General features: G+C 71.2%; 13 protein-coding genes and 1 pseudogene. 8 read left to right on the plus strand and 6 right to left on the minus strand.

The features are described from left to right. Positions 1-16: 16 nt before the first annotated feature. Positions 17-772, minus strand: coding sequence for an SIS domain-containing protein (locus tag AC067M_RS10850; protein WP_478696670.1), 756 nt, complete (start codon positions 770-772; stop codon positions 17-19). Between the two features lie 259 nt (positions 773-1,031). Here AC067M_RS10850 and AC067M_RS10855 point away from each other — a divergent pair, with 259 nt between their 5' ends. Together AC067M_RS10855 and AC067M_RS10860 are read left to right on the plus strand one after the other, a co-directional pair. Then, entirely contained in the window at positions 1,032-1,724 is a 693-nt protein-coding gene (locus AC067M_RS10855) for an iron-dependent transcriptional repressor DtxR (protein ID WP_133928997.1), read from the plus strand. Between the two features lie 584 nt (positions 1,725-2,308). Continuing rightward, positions 2,309-3,295: an alpha/beta fold hydrolase gene (locus AC067M_RS10860; protein WP_478696671.1), complete on the plus strand. Its 987-nt coding sequence runs from the start codon at positions 2,309-2,311 to the stop codon at positions 3,293-3,295. 125 nt (positions 3,296-3,420) lie between these two features. On the opposite strand, the gene AC067M_RS10865 is transcribed toward AC067M_RS10860, so the two are convergent. The 3 genes from AC067M_RS10865 to AC067M_RS10875 all read right to left on the minus strand — a co-directional run bounded on the left by AC067M_RS10865 (position 3,421) and on the right by AC067M_RS10875 (position 6,584). Beyond that, on the minus strand, positions 3,421-5,010 hold the full coding sequence (locus tag AC067M_RS10865) for a transporter (RefSeq protein ID WP_478696672.1): 1,590 nt from the start codon (positions 5,008-5,010) through the stop codon (positions 3,421-3,423). Further along, a complete protein-coding gene (locus tag AC067M_RS10870) occupies positions 5,007-5,795 on the minus strand; it encodes an ABC transporter ATP-binding protein (protein WP_478696873.1) in 789 nt (262 codons plus the stop codon). The genes AC067M_RS10865 and AC067M_RS10870 overlap by 4 nt, the downstream gene beginning before the upstream one ends. Positions 5,796-5,921: 126 nt before the next feature. Further along, positions 5,922-6,584 (minus strand): bifunctional DNA primase/polymerase, encoded by a 663-nt coding sequence (locus AC067M_RS10875; protein WP_478696673.1) that lies wholly within the window; start codon positions 6,582-6,584, stop codon positions 5,922-5,924. Positions 6,585-6,934: 350 nt separating this feature from the next. On the opposite strand from AC067M_RS10875, the gene AC067M_RS10880 reads away from it, so the two are divergent. Further along, positions 6,935-8,320, plus strand: a complete 1,386-nt coding sequence (locus AC067M_RS10880) for a transcriptional regulator (RefSeq protein WP_478696674.1) — start codon at positions 6,935-6,937, stop codon at positions 8,318-8,320. A 199-nt stretch (positions 8,321-8,519) separates the two neighbouring features. After that, on the plus strand, positions 8,520-10,394 hold the full coding sequence (locus AC067M_RS10885) for a hypothetical protein (protein ID WP_478696675.1): 1,875 nt from the start codon (positions 8,520-8,522) through the stop codon (positions 10,392-10,394). Positions 10,395-10,439: 45 nt separating this feature from the next. Here the strand turns inward: AC067M_RS10885 and AC067M_RS10890 are convergent, their stop codons facing one another. After that, a complete protein-coding gene (locus tag AC067M_RS10890; protein WP_478696676.1) occupies positions 10,440-11,756 on the minus strand; it encodes an ABC transporter substrate-binding protein in 1,317 nt (438 codons plus the stop codon). A gap of 117 nt (positions 11,757-11,873) precedes the next feature. On the opposite strand from AC067M_RS10890, the gene AC067M_RS10895 reads away from it, so the two are divergent. Then, positions 11,874-12,374: an SCO4402 family protein gene (locus AC067M_RS10895; RefSeq protein WP_478696677.1), complete on the plus strand. Its 501-nt coding sequence runs from the start codon at positions 11,874-11,876 to the stop codon at positions 12,372-12,374. A 245-nt stretch (positions 12,375-12,619) separates the two neighbouring features. Then, positions 12,620-13,501: a formyltetrahydrofolate deformylase gene (gene purU / locus AC067M_RS10900; protein WP_478696678.1), complete on the plus strand. Its 882-nt coding sequence runs from the start codon at positions 12,620-12,622 to the stop codon at positions 13,499-13,501. A gap of 67 nt (positions 13,502-13,568) precedes the next feature. Here purU and AC067M_RS10905 read toward each other — a convergent pair. Then, positions 13,569-14,186, minus strand: a pseudogene (locus tag AC067M_RS10905) (transposase); the annotation flags it as partial. Positions 14,187-14,451: 265 nt separating this feature from the next. Between AC067M_RS10905 and AC067M_RS10910 the strand changes: the two are divergent. Further along, entirely contained in the window at positions 14,452-14,793 is a 342-nt protein-coding gene (locus AC067M_RS10910) for a PadR family transcriptional regulator (protein ID WP_037689838.1), read from the plus strand. After that, a complete protein-coding gene (locus AC067M_RS10915; RefSeq protein WP_478696679.1) occupies positions 14,790-15,746 on the plus strand; it encodes a hypothetical protein in 957 nt (318 codons plus the stop codon). The genes AC067M_RS10910 and AC067M_RS10915 overlap by 4 nt, the downstream gene beginning before the upstream one ends. The last annotated feature ends 159 nt before the right edge of the window (positions 15,747-15,905 follow it).

The following is a 15,905-nucleotide window of genomic DNA, read 5'->3' on the forward strand; positions in this document are numbered from 1 at the left end:
CAGCCGCACGCGCGCCTCAGTGCCGGTAGAAGATCCGGTCCCCGTACTGCTCCATGATGCGGGTGTTCCAGGCGTGGCCGCCGTCCACGTTGCCGGAGCGCAGGAGTGGGGGTTCGATGCCGCGGGCGGCGAGGGTGGTGGCGGTGGTGGCCATGACTGCCTGGAGGAGGGCCGAGGTGACGACTGTCGAGGCGGGGGCGAAGGGGGCGGGGACGGTGTCGAGGGTGAGTTCCGCGTCGCCGACCGCGATCTTGGAGTCGAGGACGAGGTCGCAGTGGTCCTTGAGGTATGTGCCGGAGGAGTGCCGGGATTCCGTCAGCGAGGCGTACGCCACCGAGGTCACGCCGATGACCTTCACGCCGAGCGTGCGGGCGTGCAGGGCCATCTCCACGGGGAGGGCGTTGCGTCCGGAGAGGGAGATGATCACCAGGGCGTCGCCCTCGCGCAGGGGTGAGGAGTCGAGGACCGCGGTCGCGAGGCCGTCCACCCGCTCCAGGGCGGAGCCGAGCGTGGCAGGCATGACGTCCACGCCGACGACACCCGGGACGGCGAGCAGGTTCATCAGGGCCAGTCCGCCCGCGCGGTAGACGACGTCTTGCGCGGCGAGCGAGGAGTGGCCGGCGCCGAAGGCGAAGAGGCGGCCGCCGGAGGCGACGGTGTCGGCGAGGAGCGTGCCGGCGGCCTCGATGTTCTCGGCTTCCTCGTCGCGGACCTGCTGGAGCAGGGCGATCGCGGCATCGAAGAACTGACCGGCCGGCTTGCTGTCGCTCATCCGCGGGGCCCCTTCGCCTCTGACGGTGTCCGTGTCGCGGATCACGGTGCGGTCTGGACCAGTGTGGTGTCAATACGGCCGCCCGGCGCGAGGAAGCCGCCGGTCCACGACCGCGCCCCCACAACAGCGACGACCACGCACCCCCCTCGTTTCACCGGTGCGGCACGGTTGTCGGTGGTATGCGTCAGAATTGAGTCCAGGGCCAGCGCACGCGCCGGAGAGCCGTCCAGCCTTCGGCAGAGCTAATCGAGGGGCACGTATGTCCGGACTGATCGACACCACGGAGATGTATCTCCGCACCATCCTCGAGCTGGAGGAGGAAGGCGTGGTCCCCATGCGCGCCCGGATCGCCGAACGCCTCGACCAGAGCGGGCCGACGGTCAGCCAGACGGTGGCCCGGATGGAGCGCGACGGGCTCGTGTCCGTGGCCAGCGACCGGCACCTGGAGCTGACGGACGAGGGGCGCCGGCTGGCCACGCGTGTGATGCGCAAGCACCGGCTCGCCGAGTGTCTGCTCGTCGACGTGATCGGCCTGGAGTGGGAGCAGGTGCACGCCGAGGCGTGTCGCTGGGAGCACGTGATGAGCGAGGCCGTGGAGCGGCGCGTGCTGGAGCTCCTGCGCCACCCCACCGAGTCGCCGTACGGCAACCCGATCCCCGGCCTGGAGGAGCTCGGCGAGAAGGACCACGCCGACCCCTTCCTGGACGAGGGCATGGTGTCGCTGGCCGACCTCGATCCCGGCTCGGACGGCAAGACGGTCGTCGTCCGCCGTATCGGCGAGCCGATCCAGACGGACGCACAGCTGATGTACACGCTGCGTCGGGCGGGTGTGCAGCCCGGTTCGGTGGTGAGCGTGACGGAGTCGGCGGGCGGTGTGCTGGTGGGAAGCGGTGGCGAGGCGGCCGAGCTGGAGGCGGACGTCGCCTCCCACGTGTTCGTCGCCAAGCGCTGAGCGTCGGCCCGCAACTCCCGGGGTGGTGGGGGCAGTTGTGGCGTTCCGTCGAACTGGTCGAATCCAAGATTGCCTGTGCCGAATCGCAGCGCTTCGACGCTGCGCGTGCGAGGCTGTCGCGTGAGGCATATGACCTAGGGGGGCCGGGCGGATGTGCCGTGATCGAGTGGAGGGCCCCGGTGCCGTACGGCACCGGGGCCTGTCCTCCCCTGTGTTGACCCGGAGCCCCGAGCTCCCAGGGTCATTCCCCTCGGACCGTTTTCCCCGAGCGGTCCGCCTCCCGTTGAAGATCTCCCCTCGCCAGCGGCGATCATTCCTTGCGAGTGGTCACTCGAACGAGGGGTGTTGTCAGCGGAGAGTGCCATTCTCGAATATGCATTCGATACTCTGCCAGTGACGGTTCACGCGGAACGTGCGTTAGAAGGAGGGGCAGGAAAACGCACGCGACGTGTGTGACGCCGACGAGGGCAGGACAGGGAAAGCGGCACGACGGCACAGCAGCGACGGCATACAGGACGCGCTACGGGACGGTCGCCTCGAGCGGGAGCGACGGTCCGGGCGAAGCGAGGGGGGTGCCAGAACCAATGGCGCGACGCATCGACGTGACCGGGGCGGGTGGCGTACGCCTGGCCGCCTGGGAGTTCGGCGATCCTCCCAAGAGTGATCCGGCCCAGCTCCTTCCTGATCAGGCGGAACCACTGCTACCGGGCCAGGCGGAGCCATTCGTACCCGGCCAGGCGGAGCCATTCGTACCCGGCCAGGCGGCACCGGTCGACGAGCCCTCGGCCCCAGGGGCCGACCGGGCGCCCGGCGTCCTCTTACTGCACGGCCTGATGGGCCGTGCCTCGCACTGGGCGGCCACCGCCCGCTGGCTCTCCGAGCGCCACCGCGCGGTCGCGCTCGACCAGCGGGGCCACGGCCAGTCCGAGAAGCCCCCGCGGGCCGCCTACACACGCGAGGCGTACGTCGACGACGCCGAGGCCGCCCTGGAGCAGCTCGGCCTCGCCCCGGCCCTCCTCGTCGGCCACGCCATGGGCGCGCTGACCGCCTGGCAGCTCGCCGCGAAACGCCCCGACCTGGTGCACGGTCTGATCATCTGCGACATGCGGGCCTCCGCGCTCGGCGGGGCCTCGCAGCGCGAGTGGGGCGACTGGTTCGAGTCCTGGCCGGTCCCCTTCGCCACCCTCGCCGACGTGCGGAAGTGGTTCGGCGAGGACGATCCCTGGGTGGAGCGCCCGAACCCCTCCCGAGGCGCGTTCTACGCCGAGGTGATGCAAGAGTCTGCCGACGGCTGGCGGCCCGTCTTCGAACCCGAGCAGATGCTGAAGTCCCGCGAGACGTGGGTGTTCGACGCGCACTGGGAGGAGCTGGCGCAGGTTCAGTGCCCGGCGCTGGTCGTGCGTGGCCTCGATGGTGAGTTGGGGCGGGCGGAGGCGCAGGAGATGGTTCGGGTGTTGCCTCGGGGACAGTATGCGGAGGTGGCCGATGCGGGGCACCTTGTGCACTATGACCAGCCGGAGGCTTGGCGGGCGGCGATCGAGCCGTTCTTGGACGCGGTGCTCACTGTGTAGCGCCGGATGCCTTTCCGTCTGCCTGATTGCTGAACGTCGGCGGCTGCGGGTTGTCGGGGGCTGATCGCGCAGTTGCCCGCGCCCCTTTCGGGGCGCTACCGGTCCCCGGTGCCGACAAGACCCCGTCAGCCCTTGCTCACCGCTGCCAGGATTTCTGGCAGGCGTCCTGCCGTGCGTGGGGCGGCCAGGCGGAGGCCCAGGAGGGTGATCGCCGTCCCGTAGGCCGCGCCGATCGGGAGGAGCAGCCAGGTGTAGGGGCCGCCGTCGGCGGAGATGTTGAGCCAGATCGTCAGGGCGATGACGGGGGCGCACAGGAGGGCGGCGGAGACCATGCCGCCGAGGATGGCGATCCAGGCGAGGCCGGCCTGGCCGGGGGCCACGTTCTTGTGGCCCTCCTGCGGGATGGAGTACGGGAAGCGGGCCGAGCTCCACGCGCCGGTCGCCAGCAGCGCGCCGAGCAGGGCGAGGGACAGGCCCAGCACCTCCGGCAGCTTCGGCCACTCGCTCAGCAGCGCGGTCGTCACCACGACGACGACGGTGGCGTACGGCAGTGTGATCAGCAGCAGGGCCAGGGCCCGCGCCCGCAGCTCGACGTACGCGTCCCGGGTCGACGAGATCGTCATCGCGACCATCCAGAACGCGGAGGTGTCCTGCCCGAACTGGTTGTACATCTGGATGCCGAGCATGCCGGAGGCGAAGCAGGCGAAGTAGAGCGATCCGGTGCCCTGCAGGGCGTTGAACACGGGCACGATCAGCCCGATCGCCAGGGACGTCACCCAGGCGGCCTTCGTCTTGGGATCGCGCCAGATGTACCGCAGGCTGCGCTCCATGACCGTGCCGGTCCGCCCGGAGGGCAGCAGCCTGGCGAGACCCGTGGACGTACCGCGATCGCGCGAGGCCGACTCCGCGGCCTGCAGCGTCGAACCGTCGGGCGCGGTCATCAGTCGCGTCAGACTGCGCGCCCACGCCACGACCAGCAGCACCAACGCGCCGACCGACACGGCGAGTTGTCCGACGGCGACACCGTACGACCCCTCGCTCACCGAGTCGACCATGCCGAGCGCGGAGGCGGGCGGCACCCAGCGCAGTACCGCGGCCGCCGGGTCCAGCTCCCCGAGTCCGGCGGAACCGAGCCGCTGCGCACCGAAGTTGACGACCTGCGCGCCGACGGCGATGACCAGCCCACTCAGCACCGCCAGATCCCGTCCCTTGCGGCTGGTCAGCAGGCGGATGTTGGCGGCGGCGACGGCCCGCGCGAGGGACAGGCACAGCAGCAGCGCGAGGGCGACCCCGACGACGGCCGTCACGAACGCGGCCGCCCCGTGCGCCACGGAGATCGCCGAGCCCACGAGCAGCAGCAGGGTGAACAGCGGCCCGATCCCCACCAGCGAGGCCGCGAGCAGCGCCCGCACCAGGGGCCGGGGCCGCAGCGGCAGCATCACCAGCCGCGTCGGATCCAGCGTCTCGTCCCCGCTGGGGAAGAACAGCGGCATCACCGCCCACCCCAGCCCCAGCACCGCCACGAGCAGCACGACCAGCGAGACGGCGTGCTCGTGCCCGCGCAGCGCGAGGAGACCGAGGAACTGCAGAGCGGCGAACAGGAGAACGACGACGGCGGAGACGATGTACGCCGCCCGCCGTCCCCCGGACTGCCGCAGCCCGTTCCGCAACAGCGACAGCTTCAGCCGTACGACGGTGGAGGTCACGCTCGTCATCGGCGGCCACCGAGCCAGTCGAGGTCGGTACCGGTGTCGCGGCCACTCGCGCCGACGAGGTCGAGGAACGCCCGCTGGAGGGTGGGGTGGTCGCCGCGCACCTCGTCGAGCGTGCCGTGGGCGCGGATCCGGCCGGCCGCCATCACGGCGACCCAGTCGCACAGTGACTCGACCAGCTCCATGACGTGCGAGGAGAAGACGACGGTGGCGCCGGAGGCCGTGTACCGCTCCAGGACGCCCCGGATGGTCTGGGCGGAGACCGGGTCGACGCCCTCGAACGGCTCGTCGAGGAAGAGCACTTCGGGATTGTGGAGGAGAGCGGCCGCGAGCCCTATCTTCTTGCGCATACCGGTCGAGTAGTCGACGACCAGCTTGTGCTGTGCGCCGGCCAGGTCGAGGACGTCGAGGAGCTGCGTGGCCCGCTTGTCGACCTCGGTACCGGGCAGCCCGCGCAACCGCCCGCTGTACCCGAGCAGTTCCCGCCCCGACAGCCGCTCGAACAGCCTGAGCCCCTCGGGCAACACCCCGATCCGCGCCTTCACCGCGACCGGATCCCGCCACACGTCGTGCCCTACGACCTCGACGGACCCCTGATCGGGTCGCAGCAACCCGGTCACCATCGACAGCGTGGTGGTCTTCCCGGCCCCGTTGGGCCCGACGAGCCCCACGAACTTCCCCGCGGGCAATTCCAGATCGATCCCGGCAACGGCAACCTGCTGCCCGAACCGCTTCCAGAGCCCCTGCACGCGCACGGCGCTACTTCCCACCCCAGCTCCCTCCGTCAGGGATCAACCCTACGTGCCGGTAGCGCCCCGAAGGGGCGCGGGGAACTGCCTGAGAAACCACGAACAACCGGCAGCCGCCGACGGACAAGCACCAGGCAGATACGAGGGCGAACGGCTACCGAACGGCTACCGATCCCTACCGCAGGCGTAGGCGAGCGGCGAGATCAACTCCTCCGCATCCGGCAGCCACCGATTCGCAGGCGTAGGCCGGCAGGCCCACTGCACAGCCCCGCGAGACCCGAACCGCGTAGGCGGCGCAGCCACGTACGCCCCCTCCCCGAGCGCGACCAGATCAAGGGACGAGGGCGACCAGCCCAACTTCCGCACCAGATCCGGCATCTTCACCGACGCCCCCGGCAACACGAAGAAGTGCATCCGACGATCCGGCGTCAACGTCACAGGGCCCAGCGTCAACTCCATCCGTTCCATCCGCGCCAGCGCCAGAAACCCGGCCGTCTCCGGAACGGAGATCGCGTCGAACGTCCGCCCCGTCGGCAGCAGGATCGACGCCGTCGGCTGCTTCTGCCACATCCGGCGCGCCACGGTCGCGCTGCCGGTGGCCTGTGTGGCCCAGTCCGCACGCGCCGGATGCGCGCCGGGGACGGCGCACGCGGCGTCGCCGCAGGAGCAGTGCTGCACCCCTTCGACCGCTTCCAGCCAGGTGCCGGGGAACACGTCCCAGTGGCGTTCCTCGGCATAGCGAACGGCGGTCTCCAACAGCGATTCCCCGCGCTGCTTCGGAATCTGAACGGCTTCGGTGCCCGCGATCGTCTCTTCCACGTTGAGCACAACTCCCGCGTCCACCTGGAGTTACGGCTCTCGAAGCCTGCCGTCGGAGATTGACGGCATGGGTCCGGCGCGCGCCGGGGAGGAGCTTGGGCCCCCCTCTGGGGCGCATGGGTGCATGTGTGGGGGCGCGCGGAAGGATCCGGGTTGTGAGTGGGTAGGCAGGGTTGGGGCCGGCTTCTGCCGTTACCCCGGCAATCCTCACATGCCTCGCATTTTCGTCCTGTTTGCGGGGCATTGATCTTTGCGGCCGGATCTTTGCGCTTCTGCTCGCCGGAGGCGACGTGACCCGGTCGGGAAAGACACATCAACTCGGTGCGCGGGCAGGCACCGCAGCCACAGGGGGTACGCCAATGGCCGCAAGGCCACTCGTCGCGCGGCAGCCGAACGAACGGCTGCAGGCGCTCATCCAGGAAGCGGGGTGCTCGAACGCCGGGCTGGCCCGACGGGTCAACATGTGCGGCGCCGAGCACGGCCTCGACCTGCGCTACGACAAGACGTCGGTGGCGCGCTGGCTGCGCGGACAGCAGCCGCGCGGACGGGCCCCGGCGATCATCGCCGAGGCGCTGGGCCGCAAGTTGGGCCGTACGGTCACGATCGACGAGATCGGCATGGCCAACGGCAAGAACCTCGCGTCGGGTGTCGGTCTCCAGTTCTCGCCGACGGTACTGGGGGCCATCGAGCAGGTGTGTGAGCTGTGGCGGAGCGACGTGGGCCGCCGCGACTTCCTCTCCGGCTCGTCCGTCGCCGCGTCCGCGCTGGTCGAGCCCAGTCGCGACTGGCTGATCTCCGCGCCGGACGCCCAGGTGTCGCGCACGGTCGGGCCGCGTGTGGGCCAGTCCGACGTGGCGGCGGTCCGCGCGATGACCCAGGCGCTGGTCGACCTGGACCACCAGTACGGCAGCGGGCACGTACGCCCGGTCGTCGTGCACTACCTGAACAGCGTCGTCTCCGGGCTGCTGGCCGGCTCGTACCGGGAGGCGGTGGGCCGTGATCTCTTCGCCGCGGTCGCGCGGTTGACGGAGCTCGCCGGGTACATGGCGGTCGACACCGGCCAACCGGGCCTGGCCCAGCGGTACTACATCCAGGCACTGCGGCTCGCGCAGGCGGCGGGTGACCGCGGATACGGCGGGTACGTCCTCGCCGCGTCCATGAGCCATCTTGCCGCGCAGCTCGGGAACCCGCGGGAGATCGCGCAGTTGGCGCGGGCGGCGCAGGAGGGGGCGCGCGGGCGCGTGTCACCGCGCGCGGAGGCCATGTTCTTCGCGGCGGAGGCGCGCGGCCACGCCCTGCTGGGCGATGCCCGGGCGGCCCACGTGGCGTCCGGGCGCGCGGTCACCGCGCTGGACGCGGCGGATCCGGACTCCGGGGACGACCCGGCGTGGATCGCGCACTTCGACGAGGCGTACCTGGCCGACGAGTTGGCGCACTGCCACCGTGACCTGGGGCAGGCCGAGGCGGCGGCGCGGTGCGCCGAGCAGTCCCTGGCCGGGCACCCCGAGTCACGCGCGCGCAGGCGGGCCATCGGCCACCTCCTGCTCGCCACCGCCCAGGTCCAGCAGCGCGAGGTGGAACTGGCCTGCCACACCGGGATGAAGGCCGTGGAACTCCTTGAGAAGCTCCGCTCCAACCGGGGCGCCGAATACCTGGAGGACTTCCAGCAGCGGCTCGATCCGTTCCGGGACGAGTCGGTGGTACGGGAGTTCGGGGCGCGGCTGGAGGTGAAGGTCGCCGCGTGAACGAACGGAAAACAGGGCTCCGGTCGGGAAGGGAGGGCTCGTTCGGCGGAGGGGGAGCGCGTTCCGTCTCGGCGGCCTGGTGATCTGTTACGGCGGTCACAGGGACCCAGGTCACGGCCTGAGCTGCGTAGCACCTGGCTCCGCGAACCCGGTAGCGTGAGCCGACGATTCCGAAGGTCCCCCATTCGTAGGAGTCCCGGTGACGCAGAGTGGACAGGGCGAGGAGCCCTCGGCGCGGCCCGCGCGCGAAGGCATCGTGCTGCCCTCCGACGGTGGCGAGCCCCTGCTGCCGGGCATGACGGGTGGATCGGGTGACCGACAGCCGGGCCCGCAGCGGGGGCCCGCGACGGGGCAGCACCACGGCGGGCAGTACGGCCGCCAGGACCCCGCCGCGGCACCGCCCGGCGGCCAGGCCTGGGACCGCCCGTGGGGCCCCGACCAGCAACAGAACCCGGCCCCGCCGCCGAACCCGGGCTGGCCGACCCCGCCCGACCAGCAGTGGAGCACGCCCGAGCCGCCGGCCTGGGACGCGCCACAGCAGCCGGGCGCACTGCCCCAGGAGGGCTCCCCGTCCCAGGGTTACGGCACCGGCTCCCAGCCGCAGGGCTACGGCGCTGACGCCCACCCGCAGGCCTACGGCACCGGCGCACCGTCGCAGGCCTACGGCACCGGCGCACAGCCCCCCGCGTACGGCAGCGGCAGCACGCCCGCGCAGCCTCCGGCGTACGGCGCCGAGGGCACGGGCGGCACGCAGTCGTCGTACCCCGGGCAGGGAGGCGGCACGGGCGGTGCCCCCGGCACCCCGCTGCCCCCGGCCGACGAAGGGGCCACCCAGTACATACCGCCGGTCCCGGCCGCCCCCACGGACGAGGCCACCCGTTACATACCGCCGGTCGCCGCCGCCCCGGCGGACGAGGGGGCCACGCAGTACCTGCCGCCGGTCCCCGCCGCGCCCGCCGACGAGGGCGCGACGCAGTACCTTCCGCCGGTCGGGCCCGGGGCGCTGCCGCCCGAGACGCCGGCCGAGTCCACGCACTTCCTGGGACGCGCGACGCAGGGCGGGCCCGGACCGATGCCGGAGCACGGTGCGGCGTCGGCCGGGAGACCCGGCCCGGGCGCGGGGCCCCGGCCCGGAGCCGGGCCGCTGCCGCCCGCCGCAGGGACCGACGCCGAGGCCACCCAGTACATCCCGCCCGTGACGGGCGGGCCCGGTGGGGCGCCGTACGGGAACCAGCGCACGCCCTCCGAGTTCGACAACCTCTTCCGCAGCGACCAGGGCGACGGGGGCCAGGCCGGCTCCACTCAGCAGCTGCCGCGGATTCAGCAGCCCCAGGGCGGCCACGACGGATACGCGCCCATGGCCTCGTACGCCCCGCCCGCCGGTCCGGACGGGCGGCGCGGGACGCGGGACGACGGTGGCGACGAACGCGGCCGCGGCGGGCGTACCGGCTCGCGCGTGCCGTTGATCGCGGCCATCGGCGTGGGTATCGCGGTCGTCGGCATCGGCGCCGGCGCGCTGCTGGCCGGCGGGGGCGGCGGTGATGACAAGGGTGACGACAAGACCGTGGCCGCCTCGGCGCCCGCGACGGACGCCTCCGGTTCCGCGGCCGCCGATCCGGCCGAGCAGCAGGCGACCGCACTGGACGCGCTGCTGGCCGACAGCGGCAGCAGCCGTACCAGCGTGATCAACGCTGTGGGCGACGTGAAGTCCTGCACCAACCTCGGCCAGGCGGCCACGGACCTGCGTGACGCGGCCAAGCAGCGCAACGACCTGGTGACCAAGCTGTCGGGGCTGTCCGTCGACAAGCTGCCGAACCACACGGAGCTGACGGCCGCCCTCACCAAGGCGTGGCAGGCGTCCGCGGCGGCCGACAACCACTACGCCGCCTGGGCCGACCAGGTCGCCGGCAACAAGAAGCTCTGCAAGAAGGGCCAGGCCCGCTCCACGGGCCAGACCCAGGCGGGCAACCGTGAGAGCGGCACGGCGAGCACGCAGAAGAAGACCGCCGCCGAACTGTGGAACGCGATCGCGAAGACGTACGGGCTGACCCAGCGCCAGCCGGTCCAGCTCTGAGACGGGCGGGCCCCGCCCCGCCCCCGGCCCCAGTCGGGGTCCGCGTCAGTCGAGGTCCGCGTCCAGCAGGGTCTTCGTCACGTCGACGAAGCCCTTCTCGGCCGCCACCAGCCTGCCCTGCCGGACGACCTGCAGGGTCACGGAGGTGTTGACCAGGCGCGGGAAGCCGACGGAGGCGAGCCGGTCCGAGTAGCGCCAGCGCAGTGGCGGCGTGAGCCCGCCCGTGGTCACCTTCAGCCCGTCGTTCAACGCCTTGCGCACGGTGGACGCGCTCACCTCGCCGTCCTCGAGCGACTCCACGGCCTGCCGGAACGCGGTGTACGCGATCCAGGTGGTCTGCACTCCGGCGTCCGCGGGATCGATGCGGTTGTCGGAGAAGGCCTGCTCCTTGATGACCTGCTTCATCTCATCCCACCGTTCGTCGGTGGCCACCGGGTACCAGCCGCTGATGTACGCGCCTTCGTACGGCCCCGACGCGCCGCCGGAGGCGTCGATGACCGTCTGGTCGACGCTGCCGAGCACGGTCGCGGTGCGCACGGTGGGATGGTCGGCGCGGGTGCGACGGAAGGAGTCCATGAAGGTGTCGTTGCGGTCCCCGAGGGCGGGCACCACACACCCCTCCTTCGCCGGGTCCCCGGCGGCGTGCTCCAGCGAGCGCTGGGACTGCGTGCCGTACTCCGTGGAGTCCTCCTTGGCCAGCAGGTCCTCCGCGGCCTCGTGCCGGCCCGCCCGCAGTCCGGAGTCCAGCAGGGCCGGCAGCTGGTCGCCCGCGATGGAGTCGGGGCGCACGAGCGAGACGGGGCCGCAGCGGCCCGCCAGCTCCTTGCCCAGGCCGGCCAGGAGCGCGGGCTGGCCCCCGTTGACCGGGTAGGACAGCGGGCTGGTGAACTCGCTGTTGGTGACGCCGTAGCCGCCGATGTACGGGACGCCGCCGCTCTCCAGCGCCGGGAAGAACGAGTTGGCGTACTGGCTGTAGGAGCCGACGACGGCGACCACGTTCTCCTTGACCGCGCGCCGGGCGCATTTCGCGGCCTCGACGCTGTCGTTGTGGTCGTTGCAGGTCAGGACCTTGAGCTTGCGGCCCTTGATGCCGCCGTGGGCGTTGACCCAGCGGGCGTAGGCGAGCGCGAAGGCGGGCATTCCGGGTTTGTTGGTCGCCTGGGTCTGTTCCGGCGCCCAGGTCATGACGGTGACGGGGGCGTCCCCGGCGCCCCCCGTGCCGCCGGGGACGACTCCGCAACCGGCGGCGAGCGACGCACACGCGGCCAGCGCGCCCACCGAGCGAACAGCGGCTCTGACGGGACGAGTGGAGTGGCCGAACAAGGGGAGGAAGGTGCTTCGCTTGCGTCGCCTGCCGGTCATGGAAACGCACGATTCCTGCACACCGCTAACCTGGGAGTGACCTCCGGTCAACGGTCGGTGACGCGGAGGTGAATTGCAGGGGGCGGTGACCCGTGGTCGAGGGGGAACGTACGATCGATGACCGTGCAAGGTGCGGACAACTCTTCCCGTCGCGGGCGTCGCTCATTCACCATGGGCGGCATGCCCCTCAACGACATGCCCTGGTGGCGCTGGCGCAGCAATGTGCGCTCGGCGCTGCACATGCTCTCCGATCCGGTGTTCCAGCGGGACGTCTGGCTGGCAGGCGTGGACGGGTACGGGGACGTCACCGACGCCGTGTACCGCCTCGTCGAGGACACCTGGCTGGACAACTGGTCCGCCGAGAAGTACGTCGGCACGATCTTCCGTGACTCGCAGGAGGCGGCGCTCGTCGACACCGCGGTGCTGCGGGTGCTGCGGATCATGCACCAGGTCGGCCCGGACGCGCCGGTCTCCGCCTATGTCGACCATCCCGCCTGGCCGGAGGCGGTGCGGGCGGCCCGCGACGCGCATGTGCGCATGGCCACGGCCGACGGGGAGGACGCGGACGTGCCGCCGCGAACCCTGGAGGTGCTGCGGATCATGACGCGGTCCGCCTAGGGCCTCTCGTTTGGATCATGCCGGGCTCGCGGGCCCCGGCACCGCGCCTCGCCGCGTTGTCGTCGGTCGGCAGGGCTCCGCCCTGCCGCCCTCCTCCGCCTTGCGATGCACGGCACCGGACCCCGCTCCCTGATCCGGCCTGATCCAAACGAAAGACCCTAGCGGTCTGCGTCTGGTGTCGGCGGCTCGGTCCGCGTGGCGGACGGGTTCCGGTGGGGTCCATGGGATATGGGACCCTTTCCTGCATGAACGAGCAGTCCACCCGAGCCGCGGCCCCGGCCGACCAGTACGTCCTCACCCTCTCCTGCCCGGACAAGCAGGGCATCGTGCACGCCGTGTCGAGCTACCTCTTCATGACCGGCTGCAACATCGAGGACAGCCAGCAGTTCGGCGACCACGACACGGGCCTGTTCTTCATGCGCGTCCACTTCTCGGCGGAGTCGCCGGTGACGGTGGACAAGCTGCGCGCCAGCTTCGCGGCGATCGGTGACTCTTTCCACATGGAGTGGCAGATCAACCGGGCCGACGAGAAGATGCGCATCGTGCTGATGGTCAGCAAGTTCGGGCACTGCCTGAACGACCTGCTGTTCCGGGCGCGGATCGGGGCGCTGCCGGTGGAGATCGCCGCGGTGGTGTCCAACCACACGGACTTCGCCGAGCTGGTGGGTTCGTACAACATTCCCTTCCACCACATCCCGGTGACGAAGGACACCAAGGCGCAGGCCGAGGCGCAGCTGCTGGAGCTGGTGCGGGCGGAGAACGTCGAGCTGGTGGTGCTGGCGCGGTACATGCAGGTGCTCTCCGACGACCTGTGCAAGCAGCTCAACGGGCGGATCATCAACATCCACCACTCGTTCCTGCCGAGCTTCAAGGGTGCGAAGCCGTACCACCAGGCACACGCGCGTGGGGTGAAGCTGATCGGGGCCACCGCGCACTATGTGACCGCGGATCTCGACGAGGGGCCGATCATCGAGCAGGAGGTCGAGCGGGTGGGGCACGACGTCACGCCGGACCAGCTGGTCGCGATCGGGCGGGACGTGGAGTGCCAGGCGCTGGCGCGGGCGGTGAAGTGGCATGCGGAGCGGCGCATTCTGCTGAACGGACGCCGGACGGTTGTGTTCGCCTAGTGCCGCATCAGGCAACGTTCGCCCTGTTCACGACCTCGCGGAGGCGTTCGTCGGCGGCGTGCTTGTTTCACCAGATGATGTAGCGACGGATCATGCTGCCCTGCTCAAGTTGTCGAGCACGATCGCGATGTGGATCTCAGGCGGGTAGAGGCTGCGCAGGTAACGCAGAACTCCAGGAACCTGGTCCGCTTCTTCTTCGGCTTGATGTGGCCCCGTAGAGCTTGCCCTTGGCCAGGTCGTAGGCGGCGAGCAGGTGCCGGACCCCGTGCGGGCGGGTGTAGGTCGCCCGCCGGCGGGGCCTCGGTTCCCGGGCGGGGTCCTTGTGGCGGCCGCCGCGTTCGGTCCACTGCCGACCGGGGTGGGGCTGGAGCTTGAGCGGCCCGAACTCGTCCATGCAGAAGATGACTTCGGGCTCGCCTTCCTCGGGTATGACCTCACCGTCGGCGATCGCGCAGAGGTGTTCGACCTGGGCCTTCTTGGCCGCGTAGTCGTGTGAGGTCTTCCAGGTCCCTATGCATTGAAATCAGACGCCTTCCTCGCGGAGCAGGGCCCGAAGGCCCTCGTGGCTGATGTCGTCGAACGCCCCCTCGGCTACCAGGAAGTCGCCCAGCTCGGCTGGGCTCCAGGTCGAGAACGGCAGGCCGTGCTCGGCCGGCTTGGATCTGGCGATCTTCTTGATCTCCCGGCCGGTCCGGGCGAACAGAGTCTGGTCCATGGAAGATTCAACGGAGGCGAGACGGGTCCGGCGGACACGGTGGGAATGACATTCCGCTCGGCCCGGACCAGGTCGCGGTGAGCATCCGCCAACGCCGCGCGGGTGTGTCGAGGAGACCGCCGTCGCGCCCGCCGGCCGGCCGGGAGAGGGTGACGCTCGCCGCGGGCGTGGAGGTGCTGCCGGTGATCACCCAGTGCTGGCAGATATATTTCGTAGCTCGATATATGCTCGATGCATGACCCGACAGAATCCGCCCTTGACGGAACCGCAGTACTTCATCCTTGCTGCACTCATGGATGGTCCGTTGCACGGTTACGGCATCATCAAGGCTGCCGAGCAGGCCACCGACGGGCGACTCCGGATCGCTGTCGGCACTCTCTACGGCGCGCTGGAGCGGATGGAGCGGGCCGGGCTGGTGGCCGCCGGCCATGAGGAGATCGTGGACGGGCGGGCGCGGCGCTACTACCGGCTCACCGAGGACGGCACCGAGGCGCTCGGCCGGGAGGCGCTGCGGATGCAGCAGGCGGCGGCCGTCGTCATCGGACGCTCGCGGGATGCCGGAGCGGCCCCGGCATGAATCGTCTGCTGCTTGCGGTCTATCCCGAGCCCTACCGTTCCCGGCAGGGAGAGGAGGTGCTGGCCTGCCTGTCCGAGGCGTATCCCGGCCGCTCCTGGCCCCCGCCGCGGGAAGTTGCCGCCCTGGTGCGCGCCGGGGTGCAGGCCCGCGCCCGTGCCGTCGTCGACGACACGGCCCGGCCGTGGTGGCTGGACGGCATCCATCTGGCCGCCCTGGCCCTCGCCGCGCTGGCGCTGGTTCCGTACTTGCAGGATGTGTGGCACTGGGCACTGCGCATCGACCCCGGACAGCACGCCATCGCCTTCCGCTTCTCCGGCTGGTACCCGTGGGCCGAAGGTCCCACGCGGATACGGCTGCTGCCCTACGGGCTGCTCCCGCTGGGCTGCCTGATCGCTCTGCTGCGTGGCAGACCGTGGATCGCGCTGCCGGCCGCGGCAGCCATGATCTGGGCCGGCGCCACGTCCCACGGCCGCACCCTCTTCGGTGACGAGGGCAAGGCGGGCCTGGGCTACTACGGTCTTGGCGCCCCGATAACGGCCCGTGACCTGGTGCTCTCGGGGGCGCTGTGCGCCGCGTGCGCGGTGCTGGCGCTCTGCCGTCCCAGCCGTCTGCGACGCCGCTCGTACCGCTGGCTGGCCCCCGTCGTGCTCGCCATGTTCGTGGCCGGGGGCCTGCACATCATCTCCGTCAGTCCGGCTTTCCAGCGCGGTTTGTTCGTCCTCGAGGTCACCGCGCTGCTCGGCGCGTGGGCGGCGACGGCCGCCACCGGCGACCACCGGTGGCTGATCCCCGTCGCGGCGGTCGCGATCGTCCGCACGCAGGCGATCGTCGTCCGTCCGGACGCGTTCATGCAGTCCTTTCCGGACCTGGTCGTCCTCATCCTGCTGATCGCACCCCTCCCCGCCCTGGCGATCGCCGCCCAGCGCCGACAGGGGCAGGCACTCGCCGAATAGGAGCGGACCCTGGTGGGCCGGCCGAGCCCGGCGGCCCACGTCGTGCCGCAAGACGTGCGTGACCGAACTCTCCCCAACGGAAGAAACAGAGCGATGACTCAGCACGATTCTCCGTCCCTGCCCGCGCACCGTCCGGGGGCCTCAAGGCAGGCCCCCGAG

The sequence above is a fragment of the Streptomyces sp. NPDC043427 genome (assembly GCF_056436655.1).

Excerpts from the sequence above, each read along its gene's own strand:
- AC067M_RS10850 (WP_478696670.1), bottom strand. The coding sequence starts at position 772 with ATGAGCGACAGCAAGCCGGCCGGTCAGTTCTTCGATGCCGCGATCGCC.
- AC067M_RS10855 (WP_133928997.1), top strand. The coding sequence starts at position 1,032 with ATGTCCGGACTGATCGACACCACGGAGATGTATCTCCGCACCATCCTC.
- AC067M_RS10860 (WP_478696671.1), top strand. The coding sequence starts at position 2,309 with ATGGCGCGACGCATCGACGTGACCGGGGCGGGTGGCGTACGCCTGGCC.
- AC067M_RS10865 (WP_478696672.1), bottom strand. The coding sequence starts at position 5,010 with ATGACGAGCGTGACCTCCACCGTCGTACGGCTGAAGCTGTCGCTGTTG.
- AC067M_RS10880 (WP_478696674.1), top strand. The coding sequence starts at position 6,935 with ATGGCCGCAAGGCCACTCGTCGCGCGGCAGCCGAACGAACGGCTGCAG.
- AC067M_RS10890 (WP_478696676.1), bottom strand. The coding sequence starts at position 11,756 with ATGACCGGCAGGCGACGCAAGCGAAGCACCTTCCTCCCCTTGTTCGGC.
- AC067M_RS10895 (WP_478696677.1), top strand. The coding sequence starts at position 11,874 with ATGACCGTGCAAGGTGCGGACAACTCTTCCCGTCGCGGGCGTCGCTCA.
- purU (WP_478696678.1), top strand. The coding sequence starts at position 12,620 with ATGAACGAGCAGTCCACCCGAGCCGCGGCCCCGGCCGACCAGTACGTC.
- AC067M_RS10910 (WP_037689838.1), top strand. The coding sequence starts at position 14,452 with ATGACCCGACAGAATCCGCCCTTGACGGAACCGCAGTACTTCATCCTT.
- AC067M_RS10915 (WP_478696679.1), top strand. The coding sequence starts at position 14,790 with ATGAATCGTCTGCTGCTTGCGGTCTATCCCGAGCCCTACCGTTCCCGG.